The following is a 15,670-nucleotide window of genomic DNA, read 5'->3' on the forward strand; positions in this document are numbered from 1 at the left end:
TAGATGTTTGGACTGAAAACGTTGTGCGCCCCGGCGCTAGCCGCGGGCAAGTGCAGCCGCTTCGCGCAGCACCCGTAGGAGTTCGCCGTGCCGCAACGGGTTGATACTCACCCAGCCGCGCTCGTCGATGTCCACTCTGATCCGCCCCTTCGGAGCGTCCAGCCACGACAGTTCGAGTGGTCGTTCGACGCGGCCTGCCACCGGTTCGATCACGGCTCCCAACTGGCCGCGCCCGGGCACGGAGGGCAACAGGTCCATCAGCGCGTCGACAGCTGCCTCATCGCCTCCACGTTCGGCGACCAGAGCCCTGATTCGCTTGCGGGGCGCCGCGATGCCTGCCGTGTTCTCCAGCAGCCTGGCAACGTCACCGACGACACCGGGAGGCAACGCGATCGGCATGGTCTGCGCGGCGCCTGTCTTCGGGGTCGCCCTCGCGAGTTCGTCGGTCAGCGCGGCGGTCGAGACCCGCTCAACGGTGACCGGGCCCGGTGCGCCGCCGATGGACTGGTGGCACACCACCGCGCCGGGCCCGTGGATCATGGCCACGACACCGGTGACCGTCCCGCCTTCGACCACGACGAGGTCCACCGCGCCCCGGTGCTCGCGCAACGCGGCGACCAGATCCGCCGCGGCGCCGGCCGGACCGTGTGTCGTGAACAGCCCTCGCGCGGCCAGCGAAGTGGCTCTCGCGGCCAGCAACGCCTCACGTTCACCGCTGATCCGGCCGAGCGAGGGCACTTTGAGCGGAAACGGGGGGCGCCTGCTGCCCGCGTGGACGGCAAGCAGGTCCAGCTCCGCAGGCTCGAAGCAGACGCCGCCTTCGACGGCCGATCCGGCCGTCATGACGGCTCTCCTGGTGACTCACACCGGCCGGTTCGCTGCTGCCGGCGTAACTCTTCCACGGACGATTCCTTGGCACGCAGGTCTTCGCCTGCCTGGGCCTCGTGCTCGGTGTGCCTGTTCTTGGCTTCGGCGAGCAACTGCTTGAACTCGCGCACCTCCCGCTCCGTGGCCTTGATCTCGCCCGCGAGGCCGGAACTGCCCGCCGCGTCCCGCAGCCGCATCGCGAGGTGCACGGCGGGCGGCGCGGTGCCGAGCATCGGTAGCCGCTCGGCGAGCCTGCTCGCGGTGGCTACCAGGTCGCCTGTCAGGTCGCCGAGTTCGGCCAGCGTCGTGATCCGCTGATCGAGCAGGTCAAGTTGGAGTTCGACTCCTTGCCCGTCGTTCATCACTGCTCCTCCGGCGAAAGGCCGATGACCGCCTCGCTGCCCGGCTCTTCGACCGGGAACAGTTCGTGGTCGATCGTCGGCAGTTGGTTCTCGTGCTCTGCTTCGTCATGCCCCCCATGCACGCCGGAGGCGGGCGGGACCATGCCTGCCATGGCGGCTGACCTGCCTGCGGCCGACTCGACGGCCAGCCGAGCCGCCGTCGCACCGCTGCCGCCCTGCATCGTCGCCGTGCCCACGCCCTTGCCGGGTAGCAGCGGGTTGCCGCCCGGTCCCGCGCCCGCGGCCAACCCCGCGATCGCGCCCGCGCCGCCGCTGAGCGCTCCGACCACGGCACCGGCCGCGAGCGCCTCGGCCGTGCCACTACCACTTCCTGATCCAGCGAGACGTTTCGGCGGCTCGCCGGCCGAGGATCTGGCAGCGGCGCTCGTGGTCGCCGCCGGGATCGTGCTCCGCGCCCGGCCGATCAACTGTCCCGAGTTGGTCAGGCTGGACTCGTAGCCCTGCATCGACCGAACCGCCTGCTGCTTGCTCATGTCCGTCGAGTTGGCGCCGACGTAGAAGCTGAACCCCGCGCTGCCCACGGCGCCGAAGGCCGCACCCGCGTCCGAGGCGGACGGCGCAGTCGAGGTGGGCGGCTGCCGCGCGGGCTCACTCGTTCCCAGCGCCTCCGGCCCGGTGGGGAACTGATCCATCACGCTGAACATCCCCGCTGCCGGCACCGCCGGTTGGCTCGATCGAGCAGGCGCGCTCGCGAGCGAAGCCCCGGTGATGTCCGCCCAGTTCGTTGCCGCGTCGTTCATCGGCGCTGCCGGGTCTCCCGGTGGCGGCGGCATGGTTGACCTCGCCCTGGCCAGTGCGTCGGCCGCCTGTTCGCTGGCCTGCTCGCCCGCGTGAGCGAGTTCGGCGAGCTTCTCCACCCGATCGGCCAGCGCGCTGAGCCTGCTCGCCGCCTGCTCGGCGCCGGTTCCCTGCCAGCTCTGCAGCAACGCGGCCCGCTGCTCGCGCAGCACCTGCGCGTGGTTGACCAACGCGGCACGATGTTGCGACCACTCCGCGGCGATGGAGCTGACGTCGGCGACGTCGGCGTCCTGCCACAACATCTGGTACAGCTCTTCGTGGCTGTACGCCTCCCAGTTCACGCCGCCTTCCGGCGGCGCGTCCTGACCGAAGTACACGTCCCACACACCCGCCGTGCCCACCGCCGCCTGCGGCTGCTCGGCGTCGGACGCCTGCTCCGGGTGCTTGCCTGCCGCTGACGTCTCGCTTGCCACCCCAGCTCCCCTTTCCGGTCGCCGACTCCTCGTCGGCTCGGCCCATGGTCACGGCCGTTTCGAAACGCCGGGAAGGTCACGCGGCGGCCATTGCTGGCCGGTGCCAGTGAGCAGGTAAAAACCGTCGAGTTCGGGACGCGTGATGGCGAAGCGGCCGCCGGTCGGCTCCGATCGCGACGGCTGTCAGCGGTCCGCGCGGTAGGTCTTGGCGAGGTGCTCTTGCAGGCGTGCGTGGCGGAACTGGTAGACGGCGCCGGACTGGCGCAGCACGCCCCGGCGATAGGCGTCGTCGAGGAAGGTGCCGACCGCCCACGGCAGCCTGCCCACGACCGGAAGTCGGAACCGGGTGAAGAGCAGCCACTGTCCCCACGCGGTGAAAGCCACGACGTAGGCCATGCCCGCGCTCAACCCACCGATCAGCCCGACCAGCAGGCCGTTGCCCACGCTCCAGTTCAGGCTCCACGGCACCGTGCCCACGACGGCACGCAACGCGCTCGTGACCGCGAGGCCGCCGAAGGCCAGTGCCAGCGCGAGGGCGAGCGACAGTAGACCAGCAAGGCGCAGCACCGTCGTGCGGTTGGCCGCGAGCAGGTCGGCGGGGCTCGTGGCGGTGGTGAGGTTGGCAGGGGCCTCCAGCGCGGCCGCGAGTGCCAGCACCAGACCACATGCCAGACCGAAGACAACCGCGCAGAAGGCGGCGTCGACGAGGATCACCCGCACGATCGCGCCGGGTTCGTCGGCGATGGCCAGAGTCGGGGACACCGCCATCACGATGGCTCTCGCGATCGCGTAGCCGACGCCTCCGATGCTGCCGCCAAGAGCGCCTGCCACGAACCGCGCCGCGACTTTTCGCCGGATGCCCGGCTGCCTGCCGGACCCGTCGAGCAGCCGCACCCTGACGCGCGTCGGCTCGAGTACCTTGCCCTTTCGCACCACCATCAGCAGGTACAGCAGGCCGACCGGTAGGCCGATGACCGGCCCGATCACGAGGCCGTCGACCACGGTGACATACCAGTGAAACGTCATCCCGGACGTGAGTCTGTGGACCGGGGTGAACACCAGCCAGTCGACCAGCAACGACGCGACACACGCGAATGCGGTTACCAGCAGCACGCGGGTGGAGTCGCGAAGTGTGCCGCCCATGCGCCACCATTCGAGGTCGCTCGTGCCTTGGCGGTCGAGCTGGTCGGCGAGGAATCCCAGCCAGTGCCGGATGCGGGAAATGTGCCAGTCGCCCCGGTTGCCTGCGCGGGCGGGTACCGACCGTTGGCCGTAGACGGTGGGCACGAAGCTGTCGAGGAGGTGTTCCTCGATGTGCTGGGGTGTGGGAAAGCGGGTGTCGTCCAGCAACTCGGTGGGGTCGCGGTCGCGGGAGTCGCTGTAGACGGTGCGGGCGAGGCTGACCATGAGCGGTGTGGTCAGCACGGACGCCAGTCCGGTTGCCGGGCTGGGTCGGGCCGTGTCGTGATGTCGAAGTGCGTTGATGACGCTGTCCCATGCGGTGGCTGTGCCGCCGCCCTCGGTGGCGGCAAGGCGCCGTGCGGTGCGGGGCAGGTAGCCGCCCAGGTCGTCGGCGGTGAGGTCGGTCAACTCCACCACGGCGGCCGAGGTGAGCACGTCGACCATGGTCACGGCCCGTTCGTACTCCTCGAAGCGGCTCGTCAGCAGCAGCGGCATCGACAGCGAGTTGAGTGTTTCCAGCGCAGGCCGGTGCAGGCCCTGTGCGATCTCGTCGAAACCGTCGAGCACGGGCAGGATGCGGCCGGTGTCCACGAGCACAGCCGCGAGTGTGGCCCCACCCGGCGCCGCCGCGGCCAGGCCCGGCTGGTCGCGCTGCAACACCTGCACCAGCCAGCTACGCAGCGGGGTGGTGGTCGGGTCCCACGATCCCAGGTTGAAGATCATCGGGACCGGGCCCCCGCGCGTGCGCGCGGCCAGCGTGTCCAACACGAACCGCAGGGTCAGCACGGTCTTGCCCGAACCCGCCCGGCCCAACACCACCAACCGCCCGGACGGAACCCGCAGGTAGGTGCTCGCGATGTCGCCCACGCCGCCGGACAGTTCCAGCGGTCCGGCGCTCACCCCGACCGGGACGCGGCAGATGTTGTCCCAGTGGTCGGCCAGGCGGGCAGGCGCACCCCGCCACCGCACCGGGAGCGGGAAGGGGTCGTGCAACCGGCGCAACTCTTCCTCACGCCGCAGTCTGGCCGCGATGACCAGCGCCAGGTGGTCGGCCGCCTCCGACACCTCCGCGGGCACCGCAGGCAGTGGGCCCGCTACCGGAACCACGGCATGTTCGACCGGCACCGCTACCGCCTCGGCACCATCCTGCGCGGGCGACTCCCGTGACAGGTCCTGGTACTTGCCGTCGGCAGCGGCCAGCAGGTCGTGCCGCTCCTGCTGGCCGACCCCCAACGCATCGGCCAGCAACGTCACCGTGCCGATCCGAGGATCGGTACCGCTGCCGGTCTCCAGCCTGCGAATGGTCCGAACCCCGACACCCGAGCGAGCAGCCAACTCCTCCTGGGTCAAGCCCGCCCGCCGCCGCGCGTCGCGAAGCAGAACACCGAAACGGTTGGCCAACTCGCGAGTCCCCCCGACGCGCCGAAAGACCCGTTGATCTTACCCGGTGACCGGCCACGAATGGCAGGTGGTCGACCTGGTTGACGACCGGCGAAACCGGCGAGACTCCGCCTGCTACGAAAGGACCACGATGCCAGCGAAATTCCGGTACCGGTGTGCACGGTGCGGCTACAAGACCCGGTGGCTGGACGAGCACGAGGGCGCCGAACAGCTTCGCCGTCACTGTCTACGGAGCCACCCCGGAACCGAACCGGGCGGGGACTTCGAGATCCGGCGCGGTGACGAATCGCGCGGCGGCTGCGTCGGCATGGCAGCCACCCCGTTCGTGCTCCTGTTCGTTTCGATCCGGTCGGTTCTCGATACGCGGCGCCCGATCCGCCCGCTCACGACGGCGTGTATTCCCCGCCGTTGACGTCCAGCGTCGCACCGGTCACCTCGGATGCATAGCGGGAAAGCAGGAACAGCACCGCACCCGCGCACGCCTCGTCAGTGGGTATGCGGCCCAACGGGTTACGGCCCGCGATCTCGTCGTAGATCTGCTGCTCGCCGACCCCACGCTCCTGCGCGGTCATCCGCAGGTAGAACCGCACGCCGGGCCCGTCCAACCAGCCCATGAGCGCCTGGTTGGCCCTGATGCCGTACTCACCCAACTCCAGCGCCAGCGACCTTGTCACCGATGCCATCGCGGCCTTGGCCGCCGCGTAGGCACCCTCACCTCGCGCGGGCTTTCGGGTGGCCATCGTGCCGATGTTCACGATCGAACCGCGCCCCGCCTGCTTCATGTGCGGCACCACCGCACGGGTCACGTTGAGAGCGCCGAACAGGATGATGTCCATCGAGCGCCGGATCGCCTTCTCCGGTGTGTCGAGCAGGTCGGCGAAACCCGGGTGCCCGTATGCCGAGTTCACGAGGCCGGTGATGGTGCCGAACCGTCGCACTGCGGTGTCCACCAGTTCACTGACATCGTCGGGTTTGCGGACGTCGCAGGGAACCCCGATGGCTTCCCCACCCGCCTCGGCGATCTTCTCGGCCTGCCGTGTCATCACCTCTGTCGAGCGTGCCGCCATCACCACCTTGGCTCCTTCGGCCGCGGCGCGCACCGCCAGGTGGCTGCCAAGTCCCGGCCCGACACCGGTGATGAGCACGACCTCGCCGTCGAGCATCGCGGCGGGCCGGAACGGCTGCCCCATCAGTCCTCCCCTCGCGTGAGTGAATCCAGAGCGACCACGCGGCAGTTGGGTACCGGGTTGGACTTCGCGCCGAGCCAGCGCAGCAACGCGGTTCCGCTGCTGTGTCCACAGGTGTCGATCCAGTTGCCGAACCCGGGATCACGCTCGGCAACCACGATGGTCAGCCTGCCTGCGTCGAGGACGGCGGTGTGTTTGTTGACGGTGATGCGGCGGTTGTGGTCCAGCGACTCCATCCACCAGTTGTCCAGCTGGAAGTTCCAGTATGGACAGTCGGGCACCTCGGTCTCGAGCAACCACGCCTCGCCGGGCGCCAGGGTCCAGTAACCGTGCAGGTAGCAGATCTCCGGGTCGCCACCGGCCCGCTGGAACATGTCCTGGCCGAAGTCCGCGAGCTCGTTGGGCTTGGTCATGAACAGCTCTGTCCACTGTGCGAACGTCGCCGCGGTGCCGTGCACCGAAAGCGCCGCCCTTCGCAGCGCCTTGGCCATGAACTCCGGCGTCAGCGGGGCCGGTTCGGCAGGTCCTGCGATCCGCTCGATCCGCCATCGACCCGGCGTCTCGGTTGTGCGGTCCAGGTAGGTCTGGCGCACGACGAGCCCGGTGGAGTCGGGCGCCAGTGGCAGCCAGTTGCGCCCTTGCTCGGTGACACTGGCGATGATCTCGATGGTTCCGTCCGGCTCCGCGACCAGGTCGGCGTCGGTCAACTCGCCCGTGGATGCCATGGTGCCGTCCTTGGCGTAGCGGTTGGCCTTGGAGCCGATGCTGAAGTAGGCGATGGTGCCGCGTTCGCCGGTGATCCGGTAGCTGCGGTCACCTCGGATGTTCGCCGAAAGGTAGACGTTGTCAGGATTGTCGGCACCGATCTTGACCAGGTCGAGTTCGTGCAGTCGCGGGAAGTCCGGGTCGGCGTTGTCGACACACGAGTAGAGCATCTCGCGGGTGAGCCTGGCGAGGTAGCGAAAGCCCTCGGCCCTGTCCAGCGGCGTGTTCGGGGCGGTGTCGCGCAGCACCTCGTTTCCGGCCGCCTCGATCCCGCGGCAGAACTGCGACCAGGCCTTCGCCACGTCGGTCACGGTATCTCCTCCTGGTAGAACGAGTTCTAGGTAGAGTACCGAAATCTGGACAATGTTCAATGCCCGTCGAGTACTCCCATCGCACGCAACTTGACGAGCACCTGCTCGGCCGCCGAATCGGGACTCAGAGTCGTCGTGTCGAGCCACACCTCAGGCTCGACAGGCGGTTCGTACGGGGAGTCGATTCCGGTGAAGTTCGCCAGATCACCGCGGCGCGCCTTGGCGTAGAGCCCCTTCGGGTCGCGCCGCCGCGCCTCCTCCAGCGGGGTGTCGACATAGACCTCGCAGAACTCGTCGCGCTCAACGAGTCCGCGGGCCAGTTCACGCTCGGCGCGAAACGGCGAGATGAACGAGACCAGCACGACCAGTCCCGCGTCCACCAGCAGCGCGGAAACCTCGGCGGTCCGGCGGATGTTCTCCACCCGGTCGGCGTCGGTGAATCCGAGGTCGGAGTTCAGCCCCTGCCGGATGTTGTCACCGTCCAGCAGGAAGGTGTGCACCCCGCGAGCGTGCAGCGCCTTCTCCACGAGATCGGCGATCGTGGACTTGCCTGCACCGGACAGCCCGGTGAACCACACCACGCAGGGGCGATGCCCGTTGCGGGCCACCCGTGCCCGCTTGTCCACTGTGACCGCCTGCCATCGGACGTTGGCCGAACGCCGCAGCGGGAAGTCGATCATCCCTGCGCCCACGGTTCGGTTGCTGAGCCGGTCCAGCACGATGAAGGAACCCAGGTCGCGACAGGTGCGGTACGGCTCGGCGGCCACCGGACGATCGAGGTGCACGTTGGCCACGCCGATCTCTCCTGCCGCCAGCGTCTTCGCGGGCAATCGGGCACCGGTGTCCACGTCGAGCCGGTGCTTGGGGCGGTCCACGCTGAAGCCGACGGTACTGGCACCGAACTTGGCGAGGTATCGCCTGCCGGGCAGCAACTCGTGCTCGTCCAGCCACACCACATGCGCCTGGAACGCATCGGCGACCTCCGCCGGTTCGCCCGCCGCGAGAACGCTGCCCCTGCTGACATCCACCTCGTCGGCGAGTACGACGGTCACCGACGATCCGCGGACCGCGCCGGGCAGGTCGCCGGCCATCGTCGTGATCCGCTCCACCTTCGACTTCCGACCGCCTGGCAGCACGTGGACTTCGTCGCCCGTACGGAGCGAGCCGCGCAGCACCCTGCCGGAGAAGCCGCGGAAGCCGTCGTGCGGCCGGTTCACCCACTGCACCAGGAACCGCGCGGGGTCGGCCTGCTCGGCCTCGTGGATTGGCACCGACTCCAGCCACTCGAGCAGCGCGGGCCCTTCGTACCATGGCGTCCGGTCGCTGGTGGTGACGACGTTCGTTCCTTCCACCGCCGACATCGGGATGCAGGTGACCTCGGTGATCCCGAGTTCGGCGGCGAACGCGCGATACCGCAGGCTGATGTCGTCGAAAACCGTCCGCGAGTAGTCCAGCAGGTCCAGCTTGTTCACCGCCAGGGCGACGTGCCGGATGCCGAGCAACGCGACCAGGATGGTGTGCCTGCGCGTCTGGGTGAGCATGCCCTTGCGCGCGTCGAGCAGGATCACCGCCGCGTCGGCGTTGGACGCCCCGGTGACCATGTTGCGGGTGTACTGCTCGTGCCCCGGGGTGTCGGCGACGATGAACCGGCGATCCCCGGTGGCGAAGAAGCGGTAGGCCACATCGATGGTGATGCCCTGCTCGCGTTCGGCGGCGAGACCGTCCACCAGCAACGCGAAGTCCAACTCGGCGCCCCTCGTGCCGTACCGCGAGGAATCGGCCCGCAGCGCGGTGAGCTGGTCGGCGTAGAGGAGCTTCGACTCGTACAGCAACCGTCCGATGAGCGTGCTCTTGCCGTCGTCGACGCTGCCGCAGGTGAGAAACCGCAGCAATCCCGGCTCGTCCTGGTGTTTTCGGGATCGCACCGCCGGTACGGACATCAGAAGTAGCCCTCCTGCTTCTTGCGTTCCATCGAGGCGGACTGGTCGCGGTCGATCACCCTGCCCTGCCGCTCCGAGGTGGTCGTATCGCGCATCTCGGCGATGATCTCCTCGACGGTGCGTGCTCGGCTTTCCACCGCACCGGTCAGCGGGTAGCAGCCGAGTGTGCGGAAACGGACGCTTCGCCACGCTGGCACTTCCCCGTCGGCGAGCGGCATCCGGTCGTCATCGACCATGATCAGCACGCCGTCCCGCTCGACCACCGGCCGCTCCGCGGCGAAGTAGAGCGGAACTATCGGTATCCGCTCCCGCTCGATGTAGCGCCACACATCGAGTTCGGTCCAGTTCGAAAGCGGAAAGACCCGAATGCTCTCCCCGGGCGCGATCCGCGTGTTGTACAGCCGCCACAGTTCGGGGCGCTGGCTCTTCGGGTCCCAACGGTGCTGCGCTGTACGGAAGGAGAACACGCGTTCCTTGGCGCGGGAGGCCTCCTCGTCCCGTCGCGCACCGCCGAAGGCGACGTCGAAGCGATACTTGTCCATTGCCTGGCGCAGCCCCTGCGTCTTCCACAGGTCGGTGTGCCGCGCCGAGCCGTGGTCGAACGGGTTGATGCCGCGGGCGACGCAGTCCGGGTTGCGGTGCACGATCAGGTCCAGACCGAGCCGGCGTGCGGTCTCGTCGCGAAACGCGATCATCTCGCGAAACTTCCATGTGGTGTCGACATGCAGCAGTGGGAACGGCGGTGGGCTGGGGTGGAATGCCTTGCGGGCGAGGTGCAACAGCACCGAACTGTCCTTGCCGATCGAGTACAGCAGCACCGGCCGCTCGCTCTCCGCGACTGCTTCGCGGAAGATGTCGATGCTGTCGGCCTCGAGTCGATCCAGCTGGTCGAGTGTCATTCGGCCCCCTCGTCAGCAGTGCCCGCCGTGCCGGTCCGGTTCATGCGAGCCACCGTAGCGGCAAATTGAACAATGTCCAACAGTCAAACTGAACAATGTCCACCCCTTGCGGTAGGGTCGCGTCATGGCGGCGACGACACAGCGGCTCCGTGCCGCGTGGGGTGATGCCGAAGGCAGGAGGCGCGACATTCTCGCCTCGGCCGAACGGCTCCTGGAGGAGTCCGGCTACGCGGCGCTGACGATGCGCGCCGTCGCCTCCGGGGCCGGCGTCAGCTCCGGCACGGTGTACCAGTACTTCGGTGGCAAGGATGATGTCTTCGTCGCGTTGACGGCCAGGCGACTCGAGCAGGTACAGGCCACCCTGCGCGACGTCGAGCGCGAGATAGGCATCGCCGCGGTGTTGCGCGAGATCCTGCCGCAGGTCACCGAACTGTGGCGCAAGCTCGGCCGGTCCGCGCCGCAGTGGGAGGCGAAGGTCCTCGCCAGCGGCCGACGGAGCAAGGGCATGGCGACCTCGGCGTCGGTGTACCGGGAAACGCTGCGGACGCTGGCTCGCACCTTGCACGAGACGGCCGAGACGTGTGGCCAAACGCTGATCGACGACCCGGCTCTTCCTCACTGGGTGTGGGACGCACTCATCGGAGTAGCCGACGACCTGCTTCTCGGTGGCTCCCGGCAGGGCCGGGTCCGCGCGAAACGACTGATCGAGTTCGCCACCGAGGCCATCGAACGCAGCATCGTCGCGCCGGGGTAGCGACCGGCTATCCGAACCGGCCTACGGTTGCGCCCTCGACACGACGCGGAACACCGGAAACCGGCTCGCCACCCGTTCGAATTCCACCAGCGGCGCGTCCTCGGCAACGGGCAGGTGCGCCCTGGCATTGGGTGCTCGTCGCAGATACTCCTTGAGCACGGGCGCCCGCTGCCGCGGTACCACCTCTTCCAGCAGGACCCGCTCATCGCGGCCGTGGCGGATCGTGACCTCACCGGCCGCAGCCCTGACGTTGCGGACCCAGTTCGACCCTTCCCCGAGCATCGACACCAGGTAGCGCTCACCATCGATCACGGTCATGACCAGCGGCACGGCGACGGGCTTTCCGGTTCGCCTCCCCCGCACCCGCAGCGTCACAAGGTAGTTCGGGGCCACCCCGCGCGCGTACAGCCCTGCCGTAGCCCTGTCCAGCACGCGCGCCACCCGGTTTGGACGCCCATCCCGGTAGAACCATCGTTTGAGATCCATCGCCGCCTCCTCGCCAACAACCGTACAACGTACATGTACAGCGTACACGTATAGCTGTACGCTGTACAATCAACGGATCATGACCCGACAACGCCGAGAAGCCGCCACCGGGCGGACGCGACTCACTCCCCACGCCGTGGTCGACGCGGCCCTTGACCTCGCGGAGACCGAAGGGCTGGCCGCCGTCACGATCCGCAGACTTGCCGGCGACCTCGGCGTGTCTGCCATGGCGCTGTACTGGCATTTCCGCAACAAGGACGAACTGCTGGACGGCATGGTCGGCCGGATCTACGACAAGATCGACACCACGGTCGACAGCTCCGCCGACTGGGCGCGACAGCTGAGGACGGTCCTGGGCTCGATGGTCGAGGTGCTTCGAGCCCACCCGGCGACCGCACTCCTGCTCGCATCCCGCAACACGACTTCGGAAAGCAACCTGCGCGCGGCAGAGACCATGCTCGACATCCTGCGGCGCGGTGGATTCTCTCCGGCGGAGGCGACGCAGATCGTGCGGCACGCACTCAGCACCCTCACCCATCTCGTCAGCGCAGTACCAGGAGCCGGACCAGGTGAGGAATCCGCGGAGCCGATCGAAGCCCGGCGGCGGACGCGGGCCTTCCTGCGGTCACTGCCGCCCGACCGGTACCCCCGGCTGGTTGAGGCGGCGGGGCCGCTGAGCGAGTGCGAAGACCCGGAAGGCTACTTCCGGTTCGGACTCGACCTGCTGCTCGCAGGCATCGAGACGATGGCCGAGCGGCACCGCTGACCGCAGTCGACTGTGATCGCCCATGACCTCGCGGACCTCTTCCTCCGTCGTGGCATGCCTGGTCCGGCGCGGCGGCAGAAAGCAGTCCTGCAGTGCCACGGCGAACAACCGAAGCGGGCACCGACCAACTCGCTCAGCTGTTCGACAAACCCGCAAGAAGGGTTGGACCGAACTCAGCCCGCGCCGCCGCAGTGCCTGGCAACACCGCGGTCGGGGTGGTAGCGCAACGCGGTGCGCCCGATCGCTGCGCCGAGGTTGGACCCGAACCGCTCGAACGTCAGTGGCTCGCGCACGGAGTCGAGCAGCTCCGCGACAGCGGGACAGCGCAGCGCCTCGCGACCCGCTCGCACGCCCGGCCCATCCGCCCCGGCGTCGGCGAGATCCCAGGTGGACGGTATTGGCTGGTCATGCCTAGCCATGCCGTCGGGCTGCGGGTAGGCGTGCGAGGCGAGTGGGTTGGCCAACCCGAGGGTGTCGTGCACCCACACGTCCAGTTCGGTGAGCATGCCGACCGCTGCGATGCAGCACGTGACGACCGTACTGTGGCTGCGCGCCCGTGGGTCCGGGCCTGCCACCGCTCGCCGTCGTCGTAGGCCACTACCACGGGTTCGGCGCTGTCCCGCAGCGCGTTCAGCGGCGCACGCATCATCGGCACCTGCGCGAAGTCCCGTGCCGGCACGGGGTGCTCGCTTCCCGTGGAATACGCCCAGAACGCTCGCTCGTCGCTGATCCCGATGCCTGCTGATCGCTGCGGGCTGTACGGCACGCATGGTTGGTTCCGATATCCGAGGTGGGCACGCCCCCCGTTGCGCGGTTTCGCCCGGGTCAGGCCGAGTCGGGGTGCTGCTGCAGTAGGCGGCGCAGCTTCTCCAAGGCGCGATGCTGGGCGACCCGGACAGCTCCGGGCGTCGACGACAGCACCCGCGCGGCTTCCTCGGAGGTCATGCCAACGGCCAGCCGTAGCACGATGATCTCCCGCTGCGCGTCGGTGAGGTTGGCCAGCAGTCGCCTCATCTGCTGCCGCTGTTCCGCCCGCAGCGCGGCCTGTTCCGGTCCGGCCCGGTCGTCGCTGACCTCGGGAACCTCGGCCATCGCGGTGGTGCGGTCGCGGGTGCGGTCGCGGGTGCGGCCGCGGTGGAAGTCGGCGACCTTGTGGGCGGCTATACCGAAGACGAACGCGTCGAAGCCGTTTCCCTCGTGGCGAAACCTCGGCAGTGCGGTCAGCGCCGCGAGCATGACCTCCTGAGCCACATCGTCGGCACAGCCGTGGGAGTGGTGGGCGTTGATGCGTGCCCTGCAGTAGCGAACGATCCTCGGCCGCAGCACGGTGAGCAGTTCTGCCACGGCTTCCCTGTCGCCACCGGCCGCCGCCTCGGCGAGGGCGGGTAGATCGGCACGCGTATTGCCACAGCGAATCATGAGCGAGCCCCTTGGCTGACCGAAACGATCCAATGCTTGTTGACGACACATTCAATCACTCAGGTGTGTTCACAGTCAACATGCTATCTGCTTGGCGTGTTAGGCTAACGTCCGTTCCAGCTGGAGGTAGGCATGTCAAAAGGCACCGTTGTGACCGCTGCGGAGATCGCCCGCCTTGCCGGGGTCGGTCGGGCGGCCGTCAGCAACTGGCGCAGGCGCCATCCCGACTTCCCCGAGCCCGTTGTCGGCACCGGTGCCAATCCCGTGTTCCGGCTCGACGAGGTCGAGAGCTGGCTACGCAAGCAGGGCAAGCTCTCCCGCGCCCACCCCGTGGACGCGCTGTGGCGAGGGCTGGAAGCGAGCCGGGAGTCGAATCTGGAGGAACTGGTCGCCGACATCGCCACGCACTTGCGCGAGCCAGGGTCCGTCGAACTGCCGGAGCGCGTTCTCGTCTCACTGACCGAACTGGGCGCGCAGGCACCGGATGAGCTGATCGAGTCACTGTGTACCCGCCTGTTCGAGCGGCAGCAGCGGCAGCACCTGGTGACCCCTCCCGAACTCGCGCGCCTGATGGTCGAACTGGCGGGCACACCCATCACCACCACGTTCGACCCGGCCTGCGGGCCGGGCAACATCCTGCGCGCCGCAGCCGAAGCCGGCGCGAGACGGCTACTCGGCCAGGAGATCGAACCCGCGCTGGCCAGGCTCGCCAGGGCCAGGTTCGGCGCGACCGCCGACGTGCGCATCGCCGAGGGCGACGCGCTGCGAGCCGACGCCTTCGGCGGCCTGCGGGCCGACGCCGTGGTGTGCGACCCGCCGTTCGGCTACCGCGACTGGGGGCATGAGGAGCTTGGTATCGACCCGCGCTGGGAGTACGGCTTCCCGGTGAAGGGCGAGCCCGAACTGGCCTGGCTTCAGCACTGCCTGGCACATGCGAAACCGGGTGGCACCGTGGTGCTGGCGCTACCCGCGGGGGTGGCCTCCAGGCGCTCCGGGCGGGTCATCCGGCAGGCGCTGGTGCGCCGGGGCGCGGTGCGGGCGGTGTTCGCGCTGCCCGCAGGCGTGCTGATGTCGACAGGCATCGCGATCCACCTGTGGGTGCTGCGAAACCCGACCGGGGACGGCGTGAACCCGGTGCTGCTTGCCGACCTCGGTCACCACCAACCACCGCGCCGAGGTCAGGTGGACTGGACCACGCTCGGCGGCGAGTTGCTCGACGGCTGGCGGGAATTCGTGGACACAGCCGACGTCGGTGAGGTGCCGGGACGCAGGCGTGCCGTCGACCCCATCGAACTGCTCGACGAGGACGTCGACCTGACACCGGCGAGACGGCTACCCTCACGTCCGGTGGCGCTGGACCTGCCCTCCCTGCGCCGGGAGAGAGCAGAACTGATCGCCACGTTCGGCGAACTGGCCGAACTGCTGCCCGAGTTCCGTCAGGCGCAGCCACAACCGCGCACCCTCATCACGATCCACGAGCTCGCGAAGGCCTCGGCGCTGCTGCTGCGGCAACACACCGGCCCACTGGAACTGGACGAGGAAGGCAGCTCGGGCCCGCTCGTGCTGACCGGGCGGGACGTGGCAAACGGAACGCGACCTGTGGCGCGGTTGGCCACCACGGCCAAGGATGAGCCGATCCGGCTACGCGAAGGGGACCTCGTGGTGGCGCTGCTGGCGGCAGGCGACGGGCGACCGAAAACGCGGATCATCGACCGCGACGACCTGGTGTTGGGACCGAACCTGCAGCTGATCCGGGTAGACGACGAACGGTTGGACGTGCGGTTTCTGGCGGGCCGCATCCGTGCGGGCGGTGCGCGCGCGAGCAGCACCACCGCGTCGGGGGTGCACCGCGTCGATGTCCGACGCATCGAAATCCCGATGCTGGACGTGCGACGCCAACGCGTGCTGGGCGAGGCATTCGCCCGACTCGAGGCGTTCGAGACCGGCTTGCGAGCTGCCGCGACAACAGGCGGCGAACTAGCACGGAAGCTGGCCGACGGTCTCGCCGAGGGTGTGCTGGCGCCGCCCGACTGAGGCTGTTCCGCGGCTGATCACGTCGC

14 protein-coding genes are annotated in these 15,670 nt (G+C 68.8%); 3 read left to right on the forward strand and 11 right to left on the reverse strand.

From position 1 onward, the window contains the following. Positions 1 to 36 precede the first annotated feature (36 nt). The 8 genes from SACMADRAFT_RS22790 to cysD all read right to left on the reverse strand — a co-directional run bounded on the left by SACMADRAFT_RS22790 (position 37) and on the right by cysD (position 10,185). Positions 37 to 843, reverse strand: coding sequence for an ESX secretion-associated protein EspG (locus SACMADRAFT_RS22790; RefSeq protein WP_009156211.1), 807 nt, complete (start codon positions 841 to 843; stop codon positions 37 to 39). Continuing rightward, positions 840 to 1,229, reverse strand: coding sequence for a hypothetical protein (locus SACMADRAFT_RS22795; protein WP_009156212.1), 390 nt, complete (start codon positions 1,227 to 1,229; stop codon positions 840 to 842). The genes SACMADRAFT_RS22790 and SACMADRAFT_RS22795 overlap by 4 nt, the downstream gene beginning before the upstream one ends. Then, positions 1,229 to 2,500: a WXG100 family type VII secretion target gene (locus SACMADRAFT_RS22800; protein ID WP_009156213.1), complete on the reverse strand. Its 1,272-nt coding sequence runs from the start codon at positions 2,498 to 2,500 to the stop codon at positions 1,229 to 1,231. The genes SACMADRAFT_RS22795 and SACMADRAFT_RS22800 overlap by 1 nt, the downstream gene beginning before the upstream one ends. A 183-nt stretch (positions 2,501 to 2,683) precedes the next feature. Then, the gene (locus tag SACMADRAFT_RS22805) at positions 2,684 to 5,083 is read right to left on the reverse strand and encodes a helix-turn-helix domain-containing protein (protein WP_009156214.1); all 2,400 of its coding nucleotides are present in this window, start codon (positions 5,081 to 5,083) and stop codon (positions 2,684 to 2,686) included. 383 nt (positions 5,084 to 5,466) lie between these two features. Beyond that, a complete protein-coding gene (locus SACMADRAFT_RS22815; RefSeq protein ID WP_009156215.1) occupies positions 5,467 to 6,273 on the reverse strand; it encodes an SDR family oxidoreductase in 807 nt (268 codons plus the stop codon). Then, positions 6,273 to 7,346, reverse strand: coding sequence for a DUF1214 domain-containing protein (locus tag SACMADRAFT_RS22820; protein ID WP_009156216.1), 1,074 nt, complete (start codon positions 7,344 to 7,346; stop codon positions 6,273 to 6,275). Before SACMADRAFT_RS22820 ends, SACMADRAFT_RS22815 begins: the two co-directional genes overlap by 1 nt. Before the next feature lie 56 nt (positions 7,347 to 7,402). Beyond that, positions 7,403 to 9,286: an adenylyl-sulfate kinase gene (gene cysC / locus SACMADRAFT_RS22825; RefSeq protein ID WP_009156217.1), complete on the reverse strand. Its 1,884-nt coding sequence runs from the start codon at positions 9,284 to 9,286 to the stop codon at positions 7,403 to 7,405. Continuing rightward, complete coding sequence (cysD, locus tag SACMADRAFT_RS22830; RefSeq protein WP_009156218.1) at positions 9,286 to 10,185, reverse strand: sulfate adenylyltransferase subunit CysD; 900 nt, start codon at positions 10,183 to 10,185, stop codon at positions 9,286 to 9,288. Before cysD ends, cysC begins: the two co-directional genes overlap by 1 nt. Positions 10,186 to 10,309: 124 nt before the next feature. Between cysD and SACMADRAFT_RS28690 the strand changes: the two genes are divergently transcribed. Continuing rightward, complete coding sequence (locus tag SACMADRAFT_RS28690) at positions 10,310 to 10,939, forward strand: TetR/AcrR family transcriptional regulator (protein ID WP_009156219.1); 630 nt, start codon at positions 10,310 to 10,312, stop codon at positions 10,937 to 10,939. 21 nt (positions 10,940 to 10,960) lie between these two features. Here SACMADRAFT_RS28690 and SACMADRAFT_RS22840 read toward each other — a convergent pair whose 3' ends face one another. Beyond that, complete coding sequence (locus SACMADRAFT_RS22840) at positions 10,961 to 11,425, reverse strand: nitroreductase/quinone reductase family protein (RefSeq protein ID WP_009156220.1); 465 nt, start codon at positions 11,423 to 11,425, stop codon at positions 10,961 to 10,963. A gap of 79 nt (positions 11,426 to 11,504) precedes the next feature. On the opposite strand from SACMADRAFT_RS22840, the gene SACMADRAFT_RS22845 reads away from it, so the two are divergent. Then, positions 11,505 to 12,191, forward strand: a complete 687-nt coding sequence (locus SACMADRAFT_RS22845) for a TetR/AcrR family transcriptional regulator C-terminal domain-containing protein (protein WP_009156221.1) — start codon at positions 11,505 to 11,507, stop codon at positions 12,189 to 12,191. A 173-nt stretch (positions 12,192 to 12,364) separates the two neighbouring features. On the opposite strand, the gene SACMADRAFT_RS22850 is transcribed toward SACMADRAFT_RS22845, so the two are convergent. Then, on the reverse strand, positions 12,365 to 12,697 hold the full coding sequence (locus SACMADRAFT_RS22850; RefSeq protein WP_157617301.1) for a hypothetical protein: 333 nt from the start codon (positions 12,695 to 12,697) through the stop codon (positions 12,365 to 12,367). A gap of 319 nt (positions 12,698 to 13,016) precedes the next feature. Then, on the reverse strand, positions 13,017 to 13,610 hold the full coding sequence (gene shbA / locus SACMADRAFT_RS22855) for an RNA polymerase sigma factor ShbA (RefSeq protein ID WP_009156222.1): 594 nt from the start codon (positions 13,608 to 13,610) through the stop codon (positions 13,017 to 13,019). 132 nt (positions 13,611 to 13,742) lie between these two features. On the opposite strand from shbA, the gene SACMADRAFT_RS22860 reads away from it, so the two are divergent. Next, positions 13,743 to 15,644 carry an N-6 DNA methylase gene (locus SACMADRAFT_RS22860; RefSeq protein WP_009156223.1) on the forward strand — a complete coding sequence of 634 codons (1,902 nt, stop codon included), beginning with the start codon at positions 13,743 to 13,745 and terminating at the stop codon, positions 15,642 to 15,644. Positions 15,645 to 15,670: the final 26 nt, after the last annotated feature.

The sequence above is a fragment of the Saccharomonospora marina XMU15 genome, assembly GCF_000244955.1.
In the GTDB taxonomy this organism is placed as follows: domain Bacteria; phylum Actinomycetota; class Actinomycetes; order Mycobacteriales; family Pseudonocardiaceae; genus Saccharomonospora_A; species Saccharomonospora_A marina.